At 42.4% G+C, this 23,260-nt stretch carries 20 protein-coding genes, 1 tRNA gene and 1 other annotated feature; of the genes, 1 reads left to right on the forward strand and 20 read right to left on the reverse strand.

All coding sequences use genetic code 11. The features are described 5' to 3' along the window. Positions 1–6: 6 nt before the first annotated feature. Both LD028_RS16330 and hemA read right to left on the reverse strand, forming a co-directional pair. Positions 7–822, reverse strand: coding sequence for a cytochrome C assembly family protein (locus LD028_RS16330; protein ID WP_237812387.1), 816 nt, complete (start codon positions 820–822; stop codon positions 7–9). Positions 823–834: 12 nt separating this feature from the next. Continuing rightward, positions 835–2,169, reverse strand: coding sequence for a glutamyl-tRNA reductase (gene hemA / locus LD028_RS16335; RefSeq protein WP_006320373.1), 1,335 nt, complete (start codon positions 2,167–2,169; stop codon positions 835–837). 177 nt (positions 2,170–2,346) lie between these two features. Between hemA and LD028_RS16340 the strand changes: the two genes are divergently transcribed. Further along, positions 2,347–2,820, forward strand: a complete 474-nt coding sequence (locus LD028_RS16340) for a LiaI-LiaF-like domain-containing protein (protein WP_237812388.1) — start codon at positions 2,347–2,349, stop codon at positions 2,818–2,820. Positions 2,821–2,855: 35 nt separating this feature from the next. Here the strand turns inward: LD028_RS16340 and yihA are convergent, their stop codons facing one another. The 18 genes from yihA to rph all read right to left on the reverse strand — a co-directional run bounded on the left by yihA (position 2,856) and on the right by rph (position 23,201). Then, entirely contained in the window at positions 2,856–3,437 is a 582-nt protein-coding gene (gene yihA / locus LD028_RS16345; RefSeq protein WP_237812389.1) for a ribosome biogenesis GTP-binding protein YihA/YsxC, read from the reverse strand. Further along, positions 3,434–5,758: an endopeptidase La gene (lon, locus tag LD028_RS16350; RefSeq protein ID WP_237812390.1), complete on the reverse strand. Its 2,325-nt coding sequence runs from the start codon at positions 5,756–5,758 to the stop codon at positions 3,434–3,436. Before lon ends, yihA begins: the two co-directional genes overlap by 4 nt. Positions 5,759–5,871: 113 nt before the next feature. Next, the gene (lonB, locus tag LD028_RS16355) at positions 5,872–7,530 is read right to left on the reverse strand and encodes an ATP-dependent protease LonB (protein WP_237812391.1); all 1,659 of its coding nucleotides are present in this window, start codon (positions 7,528–7,530) and stop codon (positions 5,872–5,874) included. A gap of 106 nt (positions 7,531–7,636) precedes the next feature. Beyond that, the gene (clpX, locus tag LD028_RS16360) at positions 7,637–8,899 is read right to left on the reverse strand and encodes an ATP-dependent protease ATP-binding subunit ClpX (RefSeq protein WP_237812392.1); all 1,263 of its coding nucleotides are present in this window, start codon (positions 8,897–8,899) and stop codon (positions 7,637–7,639) included. Between the two features lie 193 nt (positions 8,900–9,092). Further along, entirely contained in the window at positions 9,093–10,379 is a 1,287-nt protein-coding gene (gene tig, locus LD028_RS16365; RefSeq protein WP_237812393.1) for a trigger factor, read from the reverse strand. A 107-nt stretch (positions 10,380–10,486) separates the two neighbouring features. Continuing rightward, complete coding sequence (locus tag LD028_RS16370; protein ID WP_237812394.1) at positions 10,487–11,407, reverse strand: DUF3196 family protein; 921 nt, start codon at positions 11,405–11,407, stop codon at positions 10,487–10,489. Between the two features lie 83 nt (positions 11,408–11,490). Then, positions 11,491–12,075 carry a 3-isopropylmalate dehydratase small subunit gene (gene leuD, locus LD028_RS16375; protein WP_006320363.1) on the reverse strand — a complete coding sequence of 195 codons (585 nt, stop codon included), beginning with the start codon at positions 12,073–12,075 and terminating at the stop codon, positions 11,491–11,493. 11 nt (positions 12,076–12,086) lie between these two features. Continuing rightward, positions 12,087–13,502, reverse strand: coding sequence for a 3-isopropylmalate dehydratase large subunit (gene leuC / locus LD028_RS16380; RefSeq protein ID WP_237812395.1), 1,416 nt, complete (start codon positions 13,500–13,502; stop codon positions 12,087–12,089). Between the two features lie 11 nt (positions 13,503–13,513). Then, entirely contained in the window at positions 13,514–14,623 is a 1,110-nt protein-coding gene (gene leuB / locus LD028_RS16385; protein ID WP_237812396.1) for a 3-isopropylmalate dehydrogenase, read from the reverse strand. Between the two features lie 17 nt (positions 14,624–14,640). Beyond that, positions 14,641–16,185, reverse strand: a complete 1,545-nt coding sequence (locus tag LD028_RS16390) for a 2-isopropylmalate synthase (RefSeq protein ID WP_077427957.1) — start codon at positions 16,183–16,185, stop codon at positions 14,641–14,643. Then, complete coding sequence (gene ilvC / locus LD028_RS16395; RefSeq protein WP_171700478.1) at positions 16,172–17,197, reverse strand: ketol-acid reductoisomerase; 1,026 nt, start codon at positions 17,195–17,197, stop codon at positions 16,172–16,174. The genes LD028_RS16390 and ilvC overlap by 14 nt, the downstream gene beginning before the upstream one ends. Before the next feature lie 17 nt (positions 17,198–17,214). After that, complete coding sequence (ilvN, locus tag LD028_RS16400) at positions 17,215–17,733, reverse strand: acetolactate synthase small subunit (protein ID WP_237812397.1); 519 nt, start codon at positions 17,731–17,733, stop codon at positions 17,215–17,217. Then, complete coding sequence (gene ilvB / locus LD028_RS16405) at positions 17,730–19,448, reverse strand: acetolactate synthase large subunit (RefSeq protein ID WP_237812398.1); 1,719 nt, start codon at positions 19,446–19,448, stop codon at positions 17,730–17,732. Before ilvB ends, ilvN begins: the two co-directional genes overlap by 4 nt. Positions 19,449–19,515: 67 nt before the next feature. Then, positions 19,516–19,773, reverse strand: a binding site (T-box leader). A 12-nt stretch (positions 19,774–19,785) separates the two neighbouring features. Beyond that, the gene (ilvE, locus tag LD028_RS16410) at positions 19,786–20,688 is read right to left on the reverse strand and encodes a branched-chain-amino-acid transaminase (RefSeq protein WP_004889176.1); all 903 of its coding nucleotides are present in this window, start codon (positions 20,686–20,688) and stop codon (positions 19,786–19,788) included. A 453-nt stretch (positions 20,689–21,141) separates the two neighbouring features. Continuing rightward, positions 21,142–21,215: transfer RNA gene (locus tag LD028_RS16415), tRNA-Arg, on the reverse strand. A 101-nt stretch (positions 21,216–21,316) separates the two neighbouring features. Next, the gene (locus LD028_RS16420; protein ID WP_237812399.1) at positions 21,317–21,829 is read right to left on the reverse strand and encodes a metallophosphoesterase family protein; all 513 of its coding nucleotides are present in this window, start codon (positions 21,827–21,829) and stop codon (positions 21,317–21,319) included. After that, complete coding sequence (locus LD028_RS16425; RefSeq protein ID WP_006320345.1) at positions 21,826–22,437, reverse strand: XTP/dITP diphosphatase; 612 nt, start codon at positions 22,435–22,437, stop codon at positions 21,826–21,828. Before LD028_RS16425 ends, LD028_RS16420 begins: the two co-directional genes overlap by 4 nt. After that, positions 22,434–23,201 (reverse strand): ribonuclease PH, encoded by a 768-nt coding sequence (gene rph, locus LD028_RS16430; RefSeq protein WP_237812400.1) that lies wholly within the window; start codon positions 23,199–23,201, stop codon positions 22,434–22,436. The genes LD028_RS16425 and rph overlap by 4 nt, the downstream gene beginning before the upstream one ends. Between the last annotated feature and the right edge of the window lie 59 nt (positions 23,202–23,260).

Genomic DNA, 23,260 nt, shown 5'->3' on the forward strand with positions numbered 1-23,260 from the left:
CAATCGCTAAAAATGAAATTGCGATAACGTACCAAATAAAAAGAAATTAATAAGCAAAATAAGAAACGATCCGACATTCCAAACTGCCATTTCTTTCCCTTGTATCCCTTTGACAGCTCGCTTATATAAATAAAAACTGTATGTTGCCAATACAGTAAACGAGCCGAGCACTTTTGCATCGTATAAAACGAAATGATCTACTTTCATATATGCCCAAACAACACCTAAAATTAAACTCAATAACAAAACCGGAACACCGACACCATTAAGCACGTACGCAAGGTCATCAAACTTGGCTAAATCACCAAGCCGCCATAACCGCTTTCCCCATTTCTTCTTCTTCAATAACTCGTATTGGAGCAAATATAAAAGCGAAAACATAAACGAAATCGAAAATGCCCCGTACGATAAAATAGCCATCGTAATATGAATAAACAACAGTTCAGACATTAGTTGCTCTGCGATGCCAACAGTGTACGGCGTCGGTGCGAACGTATGCAATGAAAGAATAAAAAACGCTAATACATTTGTGAAAAAAACGAGAAAATCAACGCGTAGCCACCTATTAATCGCAAGCGATAACGTAATAAGTAACCACGCGTAAAACGACAGCCCCTCCGCAAGCGTTAAAACAGGGAATTTCCCCGTCTCGACCATTCTCGCAAAAAAGAAAAATGTTTGCATCCCCCAAACAATAGAAAGCAACCCGAAAGCAATGCGGTTTGCCTTCCGGTTGTGATGAAGAAAATCGATAAAATAAAATAAAACGGACGATGCATGTAAAAGAAGCGAGAGTTCATACCATCTCGTCATATCAAACATATGTGATCTTCCTTACGATTGAAAAGATGGTTCTGTCGCTCGCTCGTGAACACAGCTTATCTCTTTTTGTTGCTGCTTCACTTGTTGTTCAATATTGAAAATTTTCATAAACAACTGAAGCGCTTCTTCTGCATTGTCCTCTGCAGCCAATTCTTTTGCGCGCAAAATCGGATCGCGCAACAATTGATTGACGATACTTTTTGTATGTTTGTTTAACACTTTTTTATCGCGTTCCGATAAATGCGGTAATTTTCGCTCTAAACTTTTCATCGTTTCTTCTTGAATAAGCATCGCTTTTTCACGCAAAGCTGCAATAATCGGCACAACTCCAAGCATATGCAACCATTGTTGAAACTCGTCCATTTCCTCAGCAATCATACGTTCAATTTGCTCGGCCGCTTTTTTCCGCTCGGCTAAATTCGCTTCAACAATATCTTGCAAGTCGTCAATATCATATAAAAAGATGCTATCTAACTCAGCAAGCGCAGGATCTAAATCGCGTGGTACGGCAATATCAATCATAAAAAACGGACGACCTTTGCGCATTTTTTCAATGACAGCCATCGTTTCTTTTGTGATGACGTATTGCTTTGCGCCTGTCGAACTAATTAAAATGTCTGCTTCCAACAACGCACATTGCAATTGTGATAACGGCTTGGCATCCCCATGGAATCGTTCGGCAAGTTGCTGCGCCTTTTCAAACGTACGATTCACGACCGTCACGCGTTTGACGCCGCTTCCGTACAAGTTTTGCAGGGCCAATTCTCCCATTTTTCCAGCACCTAATATAAGCACATGTTTATTTTTTAAATCGCCAAAAATTTTTTTCGCCAGTTCCACCGCTGCATAGCTGACAGATACGGCATTGGCGCCGATTTCTGTTTCCGCATGGGCACGCTTCGCTAATGTAATCGCTTGTTTAAATAGTTGTTTAAACACCGTGCCTATTGTGTTTTCTTGTTGCGCTAAAAGAAAACTTGTGCGCACTTGCCCAAGAATTTGCGTTTCACCTAAAATCATCGAATCAAGACCGCAAGCAACGCGGAACAAATGTTCAATCGCCTCACGTTCTTCATAAATGCGTAAATACGGAGCGATTTGTTCTTTATCAAGGCCAAACCAATCCGCTAAAAATGTTTTTATATAATAACGCCCTGTGTTTAATTGATCGACGACCGCATAAATTTCCGTACGATTACACGTCGATACGATGACGTTTTCTAACATACTTTTTTGCTTTTGTAGCGCTTTCATCGCTTCAGCAAGTTCCGTTTGATTAAACGTCAATTTCTCACGAATTTCGACAGGGGCTGTACGATAGTTCACGCTGACAACGACGACATACATTTCCCATCACCCCGAAGTTTAAAGTCATCTCATTTCATTATAGCACGTCTACATTGTTTTTTCCTTATAAACTGTGAATACAATTTGACAACTTTCGATCTTTCTTAAATGGCGCACATTTAGTAAACTAGTGAACAGATGCTGTTTTAAGTGTCGCATGGAATTGGGGGATTTTCAATGAAAAAACGTGGTATTTTTTCTGGCATCATTTTAATCGGTTTTGGGATGTATTTTTTACTTGAGCGATTTTCACTTTTTCCATCTTTCCATACGTGGCCAACGTTGTTGTTCATTACTGGGATCGCTTTTTTAGGTCAAGCGTATATCGGAAAAGACTACTCCGCTATTTTATCCGGTGTTGTGTTCACAGGAATTGGCGTTCATTTTCATCTCGCTTCTCACCTTTCATCATGGCCGGATCATATAAGCATGGTCACCTTTATTATCGCGCTCGGATTGTTGCTACAGTACATAAAAACGAAACAAGCATTGCTTCCTACCGTTTTACTTTTTGTTTTGTCGACCATCTTTTTATTTTCACATCGGCTTCAACAAGTGTTTACATCCGTAACGTTTGATTCACTCATTCACATTTGGCCATTGTCGTTCATCTTGATCGGATTGTACTTATTATTTATAAAAAAAGGATAGCTATACAAAAAATGTGGGTCAATCACCCACATTTTTTACATCCATTTTTGCAATGCTCCCCACGTTTCATCTTTCCCTTGTCCTGTTTCGGCTGAAAAAATAATCAGTTCATCGTCTGGAATAAGACGCAATGTTTCTTTGGCGACTTTCGCATGTTGTTGCCATTTCCCGCGTGGAATTTTATCCGCTTTCGTTGCAATGACGAGTGTCGGAATGTTGTAATGTTTTAAAAACTCATACATCATCACATCATCTTTCGTTGGAGGATGACGCAAATCAACGATCAACAACGCTGCCTTTAGCTGTTCACGTGTCGTAAAATACGTTTCAATCATTTTCCCCCATGCTTCGCGTTCTGTTTTTGATACTTTCGCAAATCCATATCCCGGCACGTCAACAAAATAAAACGCATCGTTAATGCGATAAAAGTTCAATGTTTGTGTCTTTCCAGGTTTTGACGAAGTGCGCGCAAAATTTTTTCGGTTAATCATTTTATTAATAAACGACGATTTTCCGACGTTTGAGCGCCCAGCAAGCGCAAACTCTGGGAGCTGGCCTGCTGGATATTGTTCTTGCTTCACAGCGCTAATGACCATTTCTACGTTTGTAATTTTCATTTTTCTCCACCTACCAAAGCATGTTCAAGTACATCATCAATATGTGAAACGAGAACAAACTGCAATTGTTTTTTTACAACCTCTGGAATATCTTCTAAATCTTTTTCGTTTTCTTTCGGTAAAATGACTTTCTTTAATCCGGCGCGATGGGCGCTTAACACTTTTTCTTTCACACCACCAATCGCAAGCACACGACCGCGCAATGTAATTTCCCCTGTCATGCCGACAAAGCGACTGACTGGTTTTCCCGTCAATGCAGAAATAAGTGCTGTCGCCATCGTAATCCCTGCTGATGGACCGTCTTTTGGTACCGCTCCTTCTGGCACATGAATATGAATATCTAGTTTTTCATGAAACTCCGGATCAATGCCAAGTTCTTTTGCTTTCGAGCGAATGTATGTAAATGCTGCGTGAGCAGATTCTTTCATCACATCGCCTAATTGACCCGTCAACGTCAATTTTCCTTTTCCAGGAGCAATGGACACTTCAATCGCTAGCGTATCTCCACCAGCTGTAGTATATGCAAGACCTGTTGCTACCCCGACTTGATCTTCGTTCTCTGCCTGCCCGTAATGATATTTCGGTTTTCCTAAAAATTCACTTACATTTTTTTCTGTGACTACGATGCGCTTTCGTCCTTCTGACACGATCGTTTTTGCGGCTTTGCGACAAATCGATGCAAGTTGGCGCTCTAAGTTGCGCACACCTGCTTCGCGCGTGTAATAGCGAATCACTTGCATGATCGCATCATCGCGCATATGAAGCATGCGCTTTTGCAAACCGTGTGCTTCCATTTGTTTCGGTAATAAATGTTCTTTTGCAATGTGCAATTTTTCAATTTCTGTATAACTCGGAATCGTGATAACTTCCATTCGATCGAGCAGCGGACGCGGAATTGTCGCGAGCGTATTCGCTGTCGCAATAAACATCACTTTAGATAAGTCATATGGCTCCTCAATATAATGATCGCTAAAGGAATGGTTTTGTTCCGGATCTAACACTTCCAATAGTGCAGCAGAAGGGTCACCGCGAAAATCACTTGACATTTTATCAATTTCATCAAGCAAAAATACAGGATTAATCGTTCCGGCTTTTTTCATTCCTTGAATAATGCGTCCCGGTAAAGCCCCGACGTACGTGCGGCGATGTCCACGAATTTCCGATTCATCTCGCACCCCACCGAGCGAAATACGAACGAAATGTCGATTTAACGTTTTTGCAATCGAACGAGCGAGCGATGTTTTTCCAACTCCCGGCGGACCAACTAAACAAAGAATTGGACCTCGCAACGAGTTCGTCAGTTGTTGCACAGCTAAATATTCAAGAACGCGCTCTTTTACCGTTTCAAGTCCGTAATGCTCTTCGTTTAAAATTTTTTCTGCCCGATGAATATCGTGAATATCTTCTGTTTGTTTCGTCCATGGCAAGGCAAGCAACCAATCCAAATAGTTGCGAATGACCCCGCTTTCTGCCGAAGCAGCAGGTACTTTTTCATAGCGATCTAATTCTTTTAACGCCGTAGCTTTAACATGCTCGGGCATTCCTGCTTGTTCAATTTTTTCACGCAACAACTCAATCTCGCCAGCTTTTCCTTCTTTTTCGCCGAGCTCTTTTTGAATGGCCTTCATTTGTTCACGTAAATAATATTCTTTTTGTGTTCGCTCCATCGACTGTTTCACGCGCTGGCTAATTCGTTTCTCTAAATGTAAAATTTCTTTTTCATTATGAAGAATTTGAATGATTTGATGCACACGCTCTTTCACATCGACCGCTTCAAGCAATCGTTGTTTTTCTTCAAGCTTTAACGGCAAATGGGAAGCGATAATATCCGCCATCCGTCCCGCTTGCTGAATGTCCATCACAGATGTATAAATATCTGCAGACAATTTTTTCGATAGTTTTATGTATTGCTCAAAATATTCAAGCATCGTACGACGTAACGCTTCAAATTCAATGTCTTCGTTTTCTTGATCAGCGAACGGTTCTACTTGAACGACGTAGCACGGCTCTTCACTTACCCACTTCACTACTTTTCCGCGTGAGATCCCTTCAACGAGCACACGAAACGTTCCGTTCGGTAACTTTAACAATTGCTTCACACGTGCGATCGTGCCCATTTCATATAAATCCTCAAGCTCCGGATCATCAATTTGTACGTCTTTTTGCGACGTTAATAACACTAGATTTTCTTCAACCATCGCTTTTTCTAACGCTTGTACCGATTTTTCCCGTCCAACGTCTAAATGCAATACGGTCGTCGGAAACACAAGTAGCCCTCTTAACGGCAAGAGTGGAATGACTTTATTTTTCTTTCTCGCCACAACCCCGCACCTCCATCATACTTCTATTGCCCTATTGTATAGTACATTATAGCGTTTGTAAAATCTTTCATCGTAAAAAATCGACTTCAACGCTCCGTTGAAGCCGATCGCTTTCACATCCGCTCTGTTTTTGGTAAATGATGACGCATCGGAACAGAACGAACATGTTCGTGAAATAAGAAAGAAAGAACATCGCCAATATGGTCAACTGGAACAATTTCAATGCCCGTTACTTGCCTTAAAATTGACTGCATATTCTCCCGTGGAATGATGACCGTTTTTGCACCAGCTTGTTTCGCTGCCTTCACTTTTGGAAAAATACCTCCAACTGGCTTCACGTTGCCATGTACACCAATTTCTCCTGTCATTGCTATTGTTGGATGAACAGGTAAGCGATAAATCGCAGAGTAAATCCCAATCGCCATCGCTACACCAGCAGAAGGTCCGTCTATCGGGACACCACCTGGAAAGTTCACATGAATATCATATTGATCTGCCGGAACACCGAGTGAACGTAAAACGGTAACGACATTCTCGATCGAGCCACGCGCCATACTTTTGCGCCGAATCGACTTGCCCTGGCCACCAATTTGTTCTTCCTCGACAATGCCCGTCATATTGATCGTCCCTTTTTCTTTTGTCGGCAACACCGCCACTTCGATCTCAAGCAATGCTCCGCTATTTGGGCCATAAACCGCTAATCCATTCACTAATCCAACTTTCGCTTCTTGTCCCACTTTTTTCTCATAGCGTGGCGATAATTGACTTGATTGAATAACCCATTCAATATCTTGGCGTAAAATTTTAGAACGTTTCTCAGAAATGACGATTCCAGCTGCGATTTGTAACGTATTGACCGCTTCTCGTCCGTTGCGAGCATACATCGCAAGCTCATGAACCGCTTGTTCTTCAATCGGGAGGTTTACTTTTCCCGCTGCTTTTTTCACAATTTGAGCAATTTCTTCTTGTTCTAACTCCCTAAAAAACACTTCCATACAGCGTGAGCGAATAGCTGGCGGGATTTCGTTCGGTGTTCGCGTCGTGGCACCAACAAGTCGGAAATCAGCTGGCAACCCATTTTGGAAAATGTCATGAATATGGTTTGGAATATTCGGGTTTTCTTCGCTATAATATGCACTTTCGAAAAACACTTTTCGGTCTTCTAACACTTTCAACAACTTGTTCATTTGAATCGGATGCAATTCACCAATTTCATCAATAAACAATACGCCACCGTGGGCATTCGTTACTGCCCCTTGTTTCGGCTGCGGGATCCCTGCTTGTCCCATCGCCCCCGCTCCTTGATAAATTGGATCATGTACAGAACCGATGAGCGGATCCGCAATGCCGCGTTCATCAAAGCGGGCAGTCGTTGCATCTAACTCAACGAATACCGCATCTTTTCGAAAGGGGGACAGAGGATTTTTTTTCGCTTCTTCTAATACGAGACGGGCGGCCGCTGTTTTTCCAACACCTGGTGGCCCGTAAATGATGACGTGTTGCGGATTCGGTCCACATAATGCAGCTTTTAATGCTTTTATGCCATCTTCTTGACCAACAATATCATCAAACGTCTTTGGACGCACTTTTTCAGCAAGCGGCTCCGTGAGCGAAATCGAACGCATTTTCCGAAGTTGTTCCATCTCTTTTCGTGCTTCTTTGTCAATCGAAATTTTTTGCGTCCGTTGGCTTTTCAATAGATTCAAAAAGTATAGGCCGATAATAATCCCGAAAAACAACTGAATAAGCAGCGCAATATTTGTCCAATTCATGGCCGTTCCTCCTGCATATGTACTGTACGCATAGTATCTCCGAGCGAAGAAAGAAATAAACAAAAAAAGATCGACTTTCCGATTCGGAAAATCGATCTTTTTCTATTTACGCTGATGTTTTTCTTTCGTATTCGATAATCGTTCCATCGTGTAAAATGAGGAGTGGTGCTTTTTCCCCACGTACGGTCTCTGCTGTGATGATACACTTTTGCACATCTTCACGTGATGGCAATTCAAACATAACATCAAGCATAATGCCTTCAATAATGGAACGTAAACCACGCGCTCCTGTTTTTCGCTCAATCGCACGTCTCGCGATTTCACGAAGTGCCTCTTCTTCAAATTCAAGTTCAACATCGTCAAGCTCAAGCATTTTTTCATATTGCTTCACAAGCGCATTTTTCGGCTTGACTAAAATATCAACAAGCGCATCTTCATCGAGCGGTTGCAAGCTCGTAATGACCGGAAGACGTCCAACAAATTCTGGAATTAATCCGAATTTTAATAAGTCTTCTGGCAACACTTTCGACAACAAGTCCTTTTCTTCAACTTCCGCTTGTGCATCCGAACTAAATCCGATCACTTTTTTACCGAGACGGCGTTTAATAATTGGCTCTAAACCATCAAACGCCCCACCGCAAATGAATAAAATGTTTGTCGTGTCAATTTGAATGAATTCTTGGTGTGGATGTTTCCGTCCGCCTTGCGGTGGTACGCTCGCAATCGTACCTTCTAAAATTTTTAATAGCGCTTGTTGCACACCTTCACCCGATACGTCACGCGTAATGGAAGGGTTTTCTGATTTACGTGCAATTTTATCGATTTCATCGATATAAATAATCCCTTTTTCTGCCCGTTCAATATCGTAATCGGCCGCTTGAATGAGCTTTAATAAAATATTTTCTACGTCTTCACCGACATACCCTGCTTCTGTCAACGATGTTGCGTCCGCAATCGCAAACGGTACGTTTAAAATGCGCGCAAGCGTTTGAGCGAGCAACGTTTTTCCGCTTCCTGTCGGTCCGATCATTAAAATATTACTTTTCGCTAATTCGACATCGTCAATTTTGCTGTTTGAATTAATGCGCTTGTAGTGGTTGTATACTGCCACAGAAAGCGCTTTTTTCGCCTCGTCTTGTCCGATGACGTATTCATCTAAAATGTCGCGAATTTCCTTTGGTTTCGGTACATCTTTAAATTCTACTTCTTCTTCCGATCCAAGCTCCTCTTGCACAATTTCTGTACACAACTCAATACATTCATCGCATATGTATACACCTGGGCCAGCAACAAGCTTACGCACTTGCTCTTGCGTTTTACCGCAAAACGAACATTTCAACTGCCCTTTTTCATCATTAAATTTAAACATGTTTTCACCCCTTATTCCTCTACGATCATATGTACATAAAAATGAAAAACGTTATGTATTCGTCATTTTATCATAAATCTTTGAAAGTATGCCAACAAAAATACAAATGTGTGTGAAAAGTTAGAAAACTTTTGTATGTTACTATATGTGGAAAGAACAAGGCACGTGAGGCACCTTGTTCTTTCTCTTTTCATTATGCAACAACTTTGCTGTTTTCAACAAGGAAATCGATTGCTTTGCGCATTTTTAAGTCTTCTTTTAAGCCATCTAATGTGCCTAGAAGCTCTTTTAACTTATCAACAGATAAGTTGTAAATACTTGCCATTTCTTGCAATTCTTTCTCTACTTCTTCTTCTGTAACATCGATGTTTTCTGCTTTCACAATCGCTTCAAGCGTCAACGTTACACGAACGCGTTTTTCTGCTTCTTCTTTCATTTGTTCGCGAAGTGCTGCTTCATCTTGTCCAGAGAATTGATAGTATAAGTCAAGGTTTAATCCTTGCATTTGTAAACGTTGTTCAAACTCGCGAATCATGCGATCTGTTTCATTTTTCACCATCACTTCTGGAATGTCCATTTGTGCATTTTCTGTCGCCTTTTGAACAACCGCGTCGCGAAGTGCTGCTTCTGCTTCTTCTTTTTTCTCGTTTGTTAAGCGCTCTTTAATTTTTTCTTTCAATGCATCTAACGTTTCGACTTCTTCATCTACGTCTTTGGCAAATTCGTCGTCAAGTGCTGGAAGTTGTTTTGTTTTAATTTCATGCAATTTAATTTTGAACACCGCTGGTTTACCAGCTAATTGCTCTGCATGATATTCTTCTGGGAATGTTACTTCAATATCTTTTTCTTCTCCAGCAGCCATGCCAATTAATTGTTCTTCAAATCCTGGGATAAATGTGCCTGAACCGATGACAAGTGAATAGTTTTCCGCTTTACCGCCTTCAAACGCTTCACCATCAACAAATCCTTCAAAATCGATGACGACTGTATCACCGTTTTCTACCGTTCCTTCTTCTTTCACAACAAGCTCAGCATGACGCTCTTGCAGGCGTTTTAATTCTTGCTCCACATCTTCGTCTGTTACAGTATCGTCCAATTTTTCAACTTCAAGACCTTTATATTGGCCAAGTGTAACCTCTGGCTTCACAGTTACTTTTGCAGTGAAAATTAAGCTTTTTCCTTTTTCCATTTGCTCGACGTCGATTTCTGGACGATCAACTGGCTCAATACCTGTTTCTTCGACAGCTTTTGCGTATGCCTCTGGCAATAAAATATCTAACGCATCTGCGTATAATGACTCAACGCCGAAACGTTTTTCAAATAGAGAGCGAGGAATTTTTCCTTTACGAAATCCTGGAATTTGTACTTTTTTCACTACTTTTTTAAACGCTTCATCTAATCCTTCATTCACTTTTTCAGCGTCTACTTCTACTGTAAGAACGCCTTGGTTGCCTTCGAGTTTTTCCCATTTCGCCGACATGCTTCTTTCCCTCCAACTTCAAAAATAAAAATTCATGTAAATGAACTACATATATGTAGGCATACACGGTTTTATGTGTAATACAACCACTATATTATACCATACAATCATATACTTTCAACAGAGAGCCATAATTTTTCTACTTCATAAAGTTTGGAAACGAGCGGACTTGTCGATATCGTCTGTCCCATTTCACATTGCTCGATATATGTGTATAGCGCATTCACCCATTGTTGTACCGATTCTGTTGGGAGAAATGGATACATCACAAACATGTAACGAAGCCATATTTGTTTGCCCCATTCATACATTGTCGGGTTTTGTTTCGCCCACGTTTGTTCGACAATATCAAGCACTTGTTCAATCCAATCGTTTTGTTTTTGCTCATCAAGCTCGGCTGGAACAACGGTCATCGTTTGACCAAATTTTTTTACGGTTATCGGCTCTGTCACTTGTTCTTTCTTTAATATGTGCAACATGGTCGTCTTTACAATCGGGTGTTTTGTTTCATCACACAAATAGCGAGCAAATATCGGAACAATGCGCAAAACGATGGGCGAATCTAATTGGTGAAGAATGCGCAATTGTTTTGACCATTGTTCGCTTTCAAAAATGGCTTCATATTGTTTTGCTTGTTGTTCGTACTGTGAACGAATCATTTTTTCACTAAACTGTAAAAGCGGTAAAAATGGAGTGCAATCGATTCCTTTTCGTTGAATTTTGTGAATAACTGCAACCACCTCGTCGTATTGTTGTAAATGGACGAGCATCGAAATGTATACGGCCCAATCCCCGCTGCCGCGCTCTAACAGTTGTTCACATCTTTCTTTCGCTTCTTCGATCTGTCCCATTTCAAATAAACAAACAACAAGCGCCATTTGTACATCATCATCATGCCATTGAAGTTGTTCTAACTGCACGAAATACGTATACGCTTCTTTATATCGCTTTCCTTTTAACGCTTCCATCCCTTCTGCCAACAATCGCTCTTTTAAATAAGGATGTGGAACGATTTTTCGATTTTTCACATATACTCACCTTCGTTCACATTTGCCTTTCAGTTTAGCAATGTTTGCGAATAAATTCAACGAAAAACGCCCTCGACAAAATGTCAAGAGCGTGCTTTTTCGTAGGCGATAATATATGGTTCATACACGAACGTTAAATCAATTTCGTCCCAACCTTTTAAAAGGAGCTGTTTTCGATAAGGATCGATGTCGAACGAGCTTGTAAACCCTTCATCATCAAAAACGACTTGTTGTTCAAGCGAAATCGTTAGTTCGTAATCTGCCCGTTCCGCTTGTTTTAACAAATAAGCGACGTCTTCTTTTGGAAGTTTAATAGGAAGTAAACTATTTTTCAAACAGTTGTTGTAAAAAATATCAGCAAATGAAGGAGCAATAATGGCACGAAATCCGTAATCCGCAAGCGCCCAAGGAGCGTGTTCGCGCGATGAACCACATCCGAAATTTTCATTTGCGACTAAAATGGTCGCGCCTTCGTTTTCAGGACGGTTTAACTCAAAATGTGGGTTTGGTGTTCCGTCCGACAAATAACGCCAATCGTAAAAAAGAAATTGACCAAATCCGGTGCGTTCAATTCGTTTTAAAAATTGTTTCGGAATAATTTGATCCGTATCGATATTTGCTCGATCTAAGCCAGCCACTTTTCCTTTATGAACGACGAATGGTTCCAACTTTTTCCCTCCTATCTTACCACTTCTTTATACAATGTACGCACATCGACAAAATGCCCGTAAATCGCAGCCGCGGCTGCCATTGCTGGACTCACGAGATGCGTGCGCGCTCCTTTTCCTTGTCTCCCTTCGAAATTGCGGTTTGACGTTGAGGCGCAATGTTCCCCTGCTGGAACAGTATCTGGATTCATTCCAAGACACATGCTACAGCCAGAATCGCGCCATTCAAAGCCTGTGTCAATAAACGTTTGAGCAATTCCTTCTTCTTCTGCCTGCTTTTTTACTTGTTGTGAGCCCGGAACGACGAGCGCTCTGACGCCCGGTGCGACTTTTTTTCCTTTTACAATTTGCGCTGCTTCCCGTAAGTCGCTTATGCGCGAGTTTGTGCATGATCCGATAAACACATGTTGCACCGCAATATCCGTCATTTTCGTTCCTGGCTTTAATCCCATATATTGCAACGCTAACTGTACAGCTTTTCTCTCTGTTTCTGTCGCAAATTCGTTCGGATCTGGAACAGTTCCATCGATCGGAGAGCTCATTGCTGGCGTTGTGCCCCATGTCACTGTTGGAGCAATTTCACTTCCATCAATATGAACGACACGATCATATACCGCTCCTTCATCTGTGCATAACTGCTTCCACTTTTCAACTGCCTGTTCAAACGCTTCTCCTTTCGGTGCATATTTTCTCTCTTTTAAATATGCAAACGTCACATCATCTGGGGCAATTAACCCAGCTCGTGCCCCTGCTTCAATCGACATATTGCAAATTGTCATCCGCTCTTCCATCGACATCCGACGAATAACATCGCCTGTAAACTCAAGCACGTAGCCTGTGCCAAAATCAACTCCAAACTTGCCAATGATCGCTAAAATGACGTCTTTTGCTGATACGCCTGGTGCTAACGATCCCGTAACGTTCACTTGCATCGTCTTTGGACGATGTTGCCATAACGTTTGCGTCGCTAATACGTGTTCGACTTCGCTCGTTCCGATCCCGAACGCTAATGCCCCAAAAGCGCCATGTGTAGACGTATGGCTATCTCCACACACAATGGTTTTCCCAGGCTGTGTCAACCCGAGTTCTGGACCGATGACATGAACAATCCCTTGTTCTGGACTGTTTAAGTCGGCAAGCGGAACGCCGAACTCACGACAGTTCCGCTCCAATGCTGTCATTTGATTTTTCGCCACTTCATCTTCAACAACGGACCGATTAATCGTTGGAACGTTATGATCCATCGTCGCAAATGTTAAATCTGGGCGACGCACTTTTCTTCCTTTTTGTCGCAATCCTTCAAACGCTTGCGGCGATGTCACTTCATGAACGAGATGTAAATCAATATATAATAAATCGGGTTTCCCATCTTCACGATAAACGACGTGTTCATCCCAAATTTTCTCAATAATCGTCTTTGGCGCCAATTCAACCCCTCCTACACATACACTTGCATAATTCGTTCAATAGCTACATCATCTAAAATGGCATCTTTTACTTTTTCGACCATTTCTGTCGTTGATAATACAAAATCTCCATGTTGGGCGATGTCTGCTGTACGATACCCAGCATTTAACACTTGTTTCACCACTTGTTCGATGACATCCGCCTCTTCTGTCAGACCGAATGATAGACGAAGCATCATCGCTGCTGACAAAATCGTTGCAAGTGGATTCGCTTTGTTTTTTCCTGCAATATCTGGAGCCGAACCGTGAATCGGCTCATACAACGCTGGGCCGTCAACGGATAAGCTAGCCGATGGAAGCATGCCAAGTGAACCAGTTAACATCGATGCTTCATCGCTTAAAATATCACCGAACATATTTTCAGTTACGATGACATCAAACTGTTTTGGCGAGCGGACGAGCTGCATCGCAGCATTATCGACGAGCATATGTTCAAGTTGAACGTCTGGAAAACGTTTAGCCACTTGCTCGGCTACTTCTCGCCACATGCGGCTTGATTCTAACACGTTCGCTTTATCCACCGATGTTACTTTTTTCTTTCGTTTTTGCGCAAGCGTAAAAGCAAACGTAATAATCCGCTCGATTTCTGCGCGTTTATAAAACAACGTGTCAACAACCGCTTCTTCGCCTTTTTCAACGTGGCGTTCACTCGGTTTCCCGAAATATAAGCCTCCGGTTAACTCACGTACGATCACAAAATCTGCTCCTTCAATGACATGCGGTTTAAGCGGTGAAGACGCTGCTAAACTTTCATAAAACGTAACAGGACGAACATTAGCAAACAAATTCATTTCTTTCCGAATTTGCAATAATCCTTTTTCAGGACGAACATGCGGCGGATTTTTGTCCCATTTCGGTCCTCCGACCGCACCGAGCAATACCGCATCGCTTTGTTTGCACATGTGAAGCGTTTGTTCTGGAAGCGGCGTTCCTTCACGGTCAATCGCTTCTCCGCCAATCAAACCGTATGAGAACTGAAACGTATGACCGAAACGATCACTAATTGCTTGCAATACTTTTACCGCTCCTCTTGTCACTTCTTTTCCAATGCCATCCCCTGGTAACACAGCGATACGATACATAAAAATATCCCCCTTTGTTATTGCGCGGCAAGCGCTTGTTCTTCTTTCATCTTTTCAATAACAAACATGCGATTAACCGCATGAATATATGCTTTTGCTGATGCTTCTAGCACATCTTGTGCCGTTCCCCGACCGCTCGCTTCTTTCCTATCGAGCGATACTTTCACATATACTTGCGCTAACGCATCACGTCCACTCCCAACCGATTCAATGCGATAATCGAGCAACGTCACCGGTATTTGCAACGCTTTTTCTAAAGCGTTATACAGCGCTTCAACGCTACCAGCCCCTGTCGCTGCTTCTTGGATGTCGTTTCCTTCTCCATCTTTCAATACAACAACTGCCGTTGGGATTTGATTTGTTCCGTATTGCACTTGAATCGAACATAATTGATAAAAGTTTTTATACATGTCTAGCTTTTCATCTAAAATGAGTGCAATTAAATCATCATCGGTAATGTCTTTCTTTTTATCTGCTAAATCTTTAAAGCGAGCGAATAAACGGTTCACTTCTTCTTCTGTCAACGAATAACCAAGTTCTTGAATGCGCGTACGAAACGCATGGCGTCCGGAATGTTTTCCAAGTACCATCGAGTTTGATTGCACCCCAACGAGCTGTGGAGAAATAATTTCGTACGTTGTTTTCTCCTTTAACACACCATCTTGATGAATGCCCGATTCATGAGCAAAAGCGTTTTTGCCGACGATCGCCTTATTTGGCGGAACAATCATTCCTGTTAACTTGCTGACTAAACTGCTCGTGCGTTTAATTTCTTGCAAGTTCAAGCGCGTCTCTGCTTGATAGTAATCTTTTCGTATATAAAGCGCGACCGCCACCTCTTCAATGGCCGCATTGCCTGCTCGTTCCCCAATGCCGTTAATCGTTCCTTCAATTTGTGTCGCCCCTGCTTCAATGGCCGCAAGCGAGTTCGCGACCGCCATACCTAAATCATCATGGCAATGTGCAGATAAACTAATTTTTTCAATATTACGAACATTTTTCTTTAAAAAAGAGAATATGTCACCATATTGTTTTGGGGTAATATAACCGACCGTATCTGGAATATTAATGACGTTTGCGCCAGCTTCAATGACTTTCTCAACAATCGTTGCAAGGAACGGAAGATCGCTTCGACATGCATCTTCTGCTGACCATTGCACAATCGGAAAATATTTTTTCGCATAACGAACAGATTCGACAGCTGTTTCAACGACTTGTTCGGGTGTCATTCGCAATTTATATTGCATATGAATAGGTGACGTTGCAATAAATACGTGTAAACGTGGCTCTGCTCCGTCCTTTAACGCTTCCCATGCCGCATCAATATCGGATTGAACCGAGCGTGAAAGACCTGTGACTGAACAGTTACGAACCGTTTGTGCGATCGCTTGAACAGCTTGAAAATCACCTTTTGATGCGGCAGGAAATCCCGCCTCGATGATATCAACACCGAGGCGCTCTAGCTGCCGAGCAATTTCTAGCTTTTCATGCAAGTTTAAATTGACGCCAGCCGACTGCTCACCATCACGCAACGTCGTATCAAAAATGTTAATTTTTCGCACCGACCGTCACCACATCTTTCTGTTTAGCGTTGACAAACGGCATCATTTTTCGTAATTCGCGCCCAACAACTTCAATTAAATGTTCGTTTTCCCGACGGTTGATCGCGTTAAACTCTGGACGATTCGCTTCGTTTTCTAAAATCCACCCTTTCGCAAACTTGCCCGTTTGAATATCTTCAAGCACTTTTTTCATTTCCGCTTTTACTGCATCGTTAATGATGCGTGGCCCTGTCACAAAGTCGCCCCATTGTGCTGTATCAGAGATTGAATAACGCATGCCTGCCAAGCCACCTTCATACATTAAATCAACGATCAGCTTTAACTCGTGTAAACATTCAAAATATGCAATTTCTGGTTGATATCCTGCTTCAACAAGCGTTTCAAATCCTGCTTTGACAAGGGCAGTTAATCCACCGCAAAGAACCGCTTGTTCACCAAATAAATCCGTTTCTGTTTCTTCTTTAAACGTTGTTTCAATCACACCTGCCCGAGCGGAACCGATCGCTTTCGCATACGCAAGCGCTGTTTCTTTTGCTTCACCAGTCACATCTTGATAAATGGCAATTAATGCCGGCACACCAGCCCCTTCTGTATATGTGCGACGCACTAAATGCCCAGGACCCTTTGGTGCAACTAAAAAGACGTCAACATCGCTTGGCGGAACGATTTGATTGAAGTGAATATTAAATCCGTGCGCAAACACGAGCGCATTGCCTGGCTGTAAGTTTGGTGCAATTTCTTCTTTATATACTTTCGGTTGATGTTCATCTGGAAGTAAAATCATCACAACGTCAGCTTGTTTTGTCGCTTCACTGACAGGCAAGACGACAAAGCCATCTTGCTCTGCTTTTTCCCAAGACTTCCCTTTTCGTAGCCCGATAATCACCTCAACACCGCTATCACGTAAGTTTTGTGCATGCGCATGGCCTTGAGAACCGTATCCGATAATTGCTACTTTTTTCCCTTGAATGTAAGCTTCGTTTGCGTCGCCATTGTAATATACTTTTACCATAATAAAATCCTCTCCTTTTAAATAATAAATAGTGATTTATTTGTTGATGATGCGCGTTGTGAACCGCGCGGAAACGCTGTTGTTCCTGTTCTTGCGACTTCCTTTAATCCGTATGGCTTTAATAAGTCGATAAGCGCGTCAATTTTTTCTGGTTCACCTGTCACTTGAACGACGAGACTATCGCGTGCTACATCGACAATCGTTGCACGAAACGGTTCAATGAGCGTATAAATTTCGCCGCGCGTCGCTGGGGTAACCGCCACTTTAATTAAAGCAAGCTCTCGAACAATAATCGCTTGATCAGTAATATCAACCACTTTTAATACGTCAATCTGTTTGTTCAGTTGTTTTGTAATTTGTTCGGCAATGCGTTCATCCTCTACATTGACGACAAACGTCATACGTGAAATGCCTTCTGATTCGGTATGACCAACTGTAATACTTTCAATGTTGTAATGTCGCTTTGTAAATAAACCTGTAATACGATTTAACACGCCCGGACGATTATTTACCGTCATTGTAATAATGCGCTTCACCATTTCACCCCCACCATCTCATGTAATCCTTTTCCAGGCGCAACCATCGGATATACGTTTTCACCTGGACAAACGTGAAAATCAAGTAAAACTGGCGCATTTGTCGCAAGCGCTTCTTTCAATACGTATTCCGCCTCTTCTTCGGTCGTTGCACGCATCGCTTTCATCCCATATGCTTCTGCTAAGCGAACGAAATCTGGTTGATTCGGAATGAGGGAATGAGAATATCGTTTTTCGTAAAAAATTTCTTGCCATTGACGAACCATACCGAGCGCCTGATTGTTGACAATGACAATTTTAATCGGCAAATTTAGCTCTTGAATGACAGATAGCTCTTGTAACGTCATTTGGAACCCACCGTCACCAACGATCGATACGACCGTTGCCTCTGGCTGTGCCAATTGCGCTCCGATTGCCGCTGGCAATCCAAATCCCATCGTTCCTAACCCACCGGATGTCACCCAGCGATGCGGCTGTTTAAATTTATAATATTGAGCCACCCACATTTGATGTTGACCAACATCCGTTGTGACAACGGCTTCACCGTTTGTATATTCATGAATCATTTCAATGAGCCGTTGCGGTTTTAATACACCTGGTTCACGTTTATACATAAGTGGATATTCCCGTTTCCATTCGTTCAACTGTTTAAGCCAATCCGATACATCTGGTCGTTTTCCATTTTGTTCAATAAGTTGAATAAGCGCTTCTTTCGCATCGCCAACAATTGGAATTTTTGTCGATACATTTTTTCCGATTTCTGCTGGATCAATGTCAATATGGGCAACTGTCGCTTTCGGTGCAAAATGTGCTAAATTGCCAGTGACCCGATCATCAAATCGCGCGCCGACATTAATGAGCAAATCACATTCGTATAGCGCCATGTTTGCTGTGTACGTCCCATGCATTCCCGCCATTCCAAGAAATAATGGATGATCAGCAGGAAATCCACCAAGCCCTAAGAGCGTGTGAATTACTGGAATATGTTGTTGTTCAGCGTATTGTTTTAACTGTTCATGAGCATTCGCATGAAGAACACCTGCTCCGGCTAAAATGACCGGTCGTTTCGCTTGACTGACCGCCTCGACAAGTTTGCGAATTTGTAAATGATTCGGTTTTGTAGTTGGCTGATAACCTGGCAACTGCACATCTTGTTCATAGTCAAACTCTGCTTCTGCAACAGCCATATCTTTTGGAATATCGATTAATACAGGTCCCGGACGTCCAGTCGTTGCGATATGAAACGCTTCTTTAATGATTTTTGGCAGCTCGTGTACATCGCGTACTTGGTAACTATGTTTTGTAATTGGCATGGTAATGCCGAGCACATCCGCTTCTTGAAAGGCATCCGAACCGATGACGCTTGATGCGACTTGCCCTGTGAAAACGACGAGCGGAATGGAGTCCATCATCGCATCCGTTAAACCTGTCACAATATTTGTCGCACCCGGTCCCGATGTCGCAATAACGACACCTGGTTTTCCAGAGATGCGCGCATATCCTTCTGCCGCATGAATCGCACCTTGTTCGTGACGCGTGAGCACATGAAACACACCCGACTCATACAATTTGTCGTAAATTGGTAATACAGCTCCTCCTGGATAACCGAAAATCACCTTCACATTCTCTGCCTTGAGCGCCTCGATCAACATAAGTGCTCCACATAACGTTTGTTTTTTTGCCACTCTTTCTTTCACTTTCATATTCGCTGCCATTTTTTCACCCCTAAAAGAAATGTGAAATAAGAAAAGCCTTCTCACCCCTCCATCAGTCCGTGCGGACCAAAGGGGCGAAAAGGCTTGCATCCTTCCCGCGGTACCACCCTTCTTCGTGGCAAAGCCACCTCAGGAGCGCGCGACGATCGTCGCATCGCTCGTTTTAATAACGAGTGACGTGCACCCGTCCGTCCCTACTAGAGTCGATCGTTCAGGACGGCGCTCCGAGGGGAGTTCACAAACGGAGACATCACCGGTTTTCAGCTACCCCGGCTCTCTGTGGATGCCTAACCCGTCAGCTACTTATCCTCTTCAACGCTTTTTCTTTATTGATTTGTTACCCAGCATTGACATTTTGTGAAGCATATACTTTTACACCTTCAGAAACAACACGCTTACGAAACTCTTCTAACAATCGTTTCGTATGTTCGCCTGGCACTCCGTCACCGATAACACGACCATCGACCTTAACGACCGCAATCACTTCTGCTGCGGTTCCCGTTAAAAACACTTCATCTGCTGTGTACACATCGTGACGAGTAAACGGTTCTTCTTTGACGACATAGCCGAGATCTTTAGCGATGTCGATAATCGCATCGCGCGTAATGCCTTCAAGCGCCCCGACATATCCTGGTGGTGTATATAACACGCCATTTTTAACGATGAACACGTTGTCAGCTGACCCTTCAGCCACATATCCTTGGTCATTGAGCATGAGCGCTTCGCTGACGTTTGCTAAGTGTGCTTCAATTCGGACTAATACGTTATTTAAGTAGTTTAAAGATTTTACTTTTGGGCTTAGTACATCTGGACGATTCCGTCTTGTCGCTACAGTAATTACTTCAATGCCTGTTTCATACAAATGTTTTGGGAAGATCGCGAGCGGTTCAACGATAACAACAACTTGCGGCTTCGGACATTTGTACGGATCGAGTCCAAGATCACCAACACCACGCGACACAATGACACGAATATACGCATCTTCAAAGCCGTTTTTTTGCACCGTCTCAACGATAATATTTGTTAATTCTTCTTTTGTGTAGGGAATGTTTAACAAAATGGATTTCGCTGAATTGTATAAACGGTCAATATGCTCTTTCATACGAAACACATTACCGCTATATACACGAATGCCTTCAAACACCCCATCCCCATAAAGAAAACCGTGATCGTATACAGAGATTTTTGCATTTTCTTTTGTCACAAATTCATCGTTTAGAAAAATCCACTGTTCACTCAATGCTTTTCCCCTCTTCCCCTGTTCGCCGTCTCTTGCCTCTTCTGTTGATTACGACTTTTGTTAGATTTATTTGAAAATTATCATACGCTCATTTACGAGAACAGTCAATACTATTTCATTGAATTTTTTGATTATTTAGATTAGTCAAAACGTTATGTATACGCTTACATAATTGATATATCAAGGAAAAGAAAGGATATAAAAAATTTGAACATTTTTTGACTAAACAAAAAAATCCCCTTGCCCATGCAAGAGGATCTTTAGCGTCCCAGGAGAGATTCGAACTCCCGACCGACGGCTTAGAAGGCTTTGTCGTCCCGCACTCAGCTTGCTTATTCATGATGCAGCTCGTGCGGTACGCTGATGTTTATTCGATGAAGCTCAATCAGACGTGCTCTATCCAGCTGAGCGTGTAAAATAAAAATCCCCTTGCCCATGCAAGAGGATCTTTAGCGTCCCAGGAGAGATTCGAACTCCCGACCGACGGCTTAGAAGGCCGTTGCTCTATCCAGCTGAGCTACTGGGACATATATAGACATATCACAAACATATCATCGTGGTTTGGACAATTGTTATTGTAATGATGTTTATGAAAAAAGTCAATAGGGGCGATGGAATTTTCTTGCCCCTATTTTGTTGTATATGTCGTTGTTAAATCATGGAGCGGTTTGCCGTCGATATTGTAAAAATGTACGGTTGTAGTTGTTTCGTCTATATGAAGTATGGCATATGTTTTTTCGCGACGCAGGCGCGGTAAATAAACGCTTCCTGGATTGATGAAAAGAACATCATCGATTTGTTCACATCCTGCAATGTGCGAGTGACCAAAGCAAACGATGCGTGCCCCGACTTCTTTCGCTTTATAATATAAATTCATGAGCGTCATTTTGACGTTGTACAAATGACCATGTGTAATGAAAAAGCGAACGCCGTTTACTTCTTCAACAAGATCGGTTGGAAAACGACGTTCGTTGTCGCAATTTCCTCGCACAACAAGCATACCTTGCAACGCTTCGTGGTCGCTTGTTAACTCAGAGTCACCGCAATGAATGATTGCATCAACATGTTGTTTGTGACGTGAAACGATCGTCTGTAATTCTTTGGTTAATCCGTGGCTATCGCTTACAATTAATACGTTCACGACTCATTCTCCTTTTCAAACAGTTTGTCCCATATATGTAAAAGATGTTGTAGCGCTTTTGCCCGATGGCTAATTTCATTTTTCTCTTCTTTCGTTAATTGGGCCATCGTTCGTTGTTTTTCAGGAACAAAAAAAATCGGATCGTACCCAAAACCGTTTTCACCAACCGGTTCTTCTGTTATATATCCTTCACATACGCCATCTACTGTCGTCACATCTCCGTTTGGTTTGGCGACAGCGAGCGTACAATGAAAACGGGCGGTTCGTTGTTCAAAAGGCACACCTTGTAACTTTGTAAGCACTTTTTCAATGTTTGCTTGATCATTTTTTCCTTCGCCGGCGTAGCGAGCCGAGTATACGCCCGGCTCGCCGTTTAGCGCGTCAACGATTAATCCTGAGTCATCTGCAATGACCGTTTCATGAAGCATATTCGCAATTGTCGTTGCTTTTAATATCGCGTTTTCTGCAAACGTCGTTCCCGTTTCTTCAACATCTGGTATGTCATCATAGGCAAGGAGGGAGAGCACGTCGATCCCTTTTTTTGAAAACAATTGCTGAAATTCTGCTACTTTCCCTTTGTTTTTTGTGGCAATGATTATTCGTTTCATTTCGCTTCTTCCCCTTCCGAACCATGTTGCATAATTTGTTCCGCAAGAGAACCGAGTGCCTCTTTTTGCCGAGCGATAAGTTCGTGAATACCTTTTTCAGCAACGGTTAATAAATCGAGCAGTTGCTCATATGAGAACGTCGCTTCTTCCCCTGTTCCTTGAATTTCGACAAAACGTCCCGATCCCGTCATTACAATATTCATATCGACTTGTGCTTTTGAATCTTCAATATAGTTTAAATCCAAAATAATACCATGTTCTTCATCAATTCCGACAGATGTGGCGGCTAAAAAATCTGTAATCGGTAGTGCCGGTATTTTTTTATCTTCAACCATTTTTCCGAGCGCCAATGTCATAGCGACGAACGCCCCTGTAATTGACGCTGTGCGCGTTCCACCGTCCGCTTGAATGACATCACAATCGATCCAAACGGTTTTCTCACCTAACTTTTGCAAATCAACAACAGAACGAAGCGCACGACCGATTAATCGTTGAATTTCCATCGTTCTTCCTGATAACTTTCCTTTACTTGCTTCGCGAATATTTCGTTGTTCAGTCGCACGTGGAATCATCGCATACTCCGCAGTAATCCATCCTTTCCCCCCTCCACGCATAAACGGTGGGACTTTATCTTCGATGCTTGCTGTACAAATCACTTTCGTATCACCAATCGAAATAAGCACAGACCCTTCCGGATGTTTTAAATAGTTCGGTTCAATATGTACAGGACGAAGTTCGTCATTTGTTCTACCATCTACTCTCACACAAAATCCTCCTCAATATATGTTCACGAAATAAGAGGCAGGGATGCTGCCTCTCGACG

Source organism: Anoxybacillus sp. LAT27 (assembly GCF_022030075.1).
GTDB classification, from domain to species: Bacteria; Bacillota; Bacilli; order Bacillales; family Anoxybacillaceae; genus Anoxybacillus; species Anoxybacillus kestanbolensis.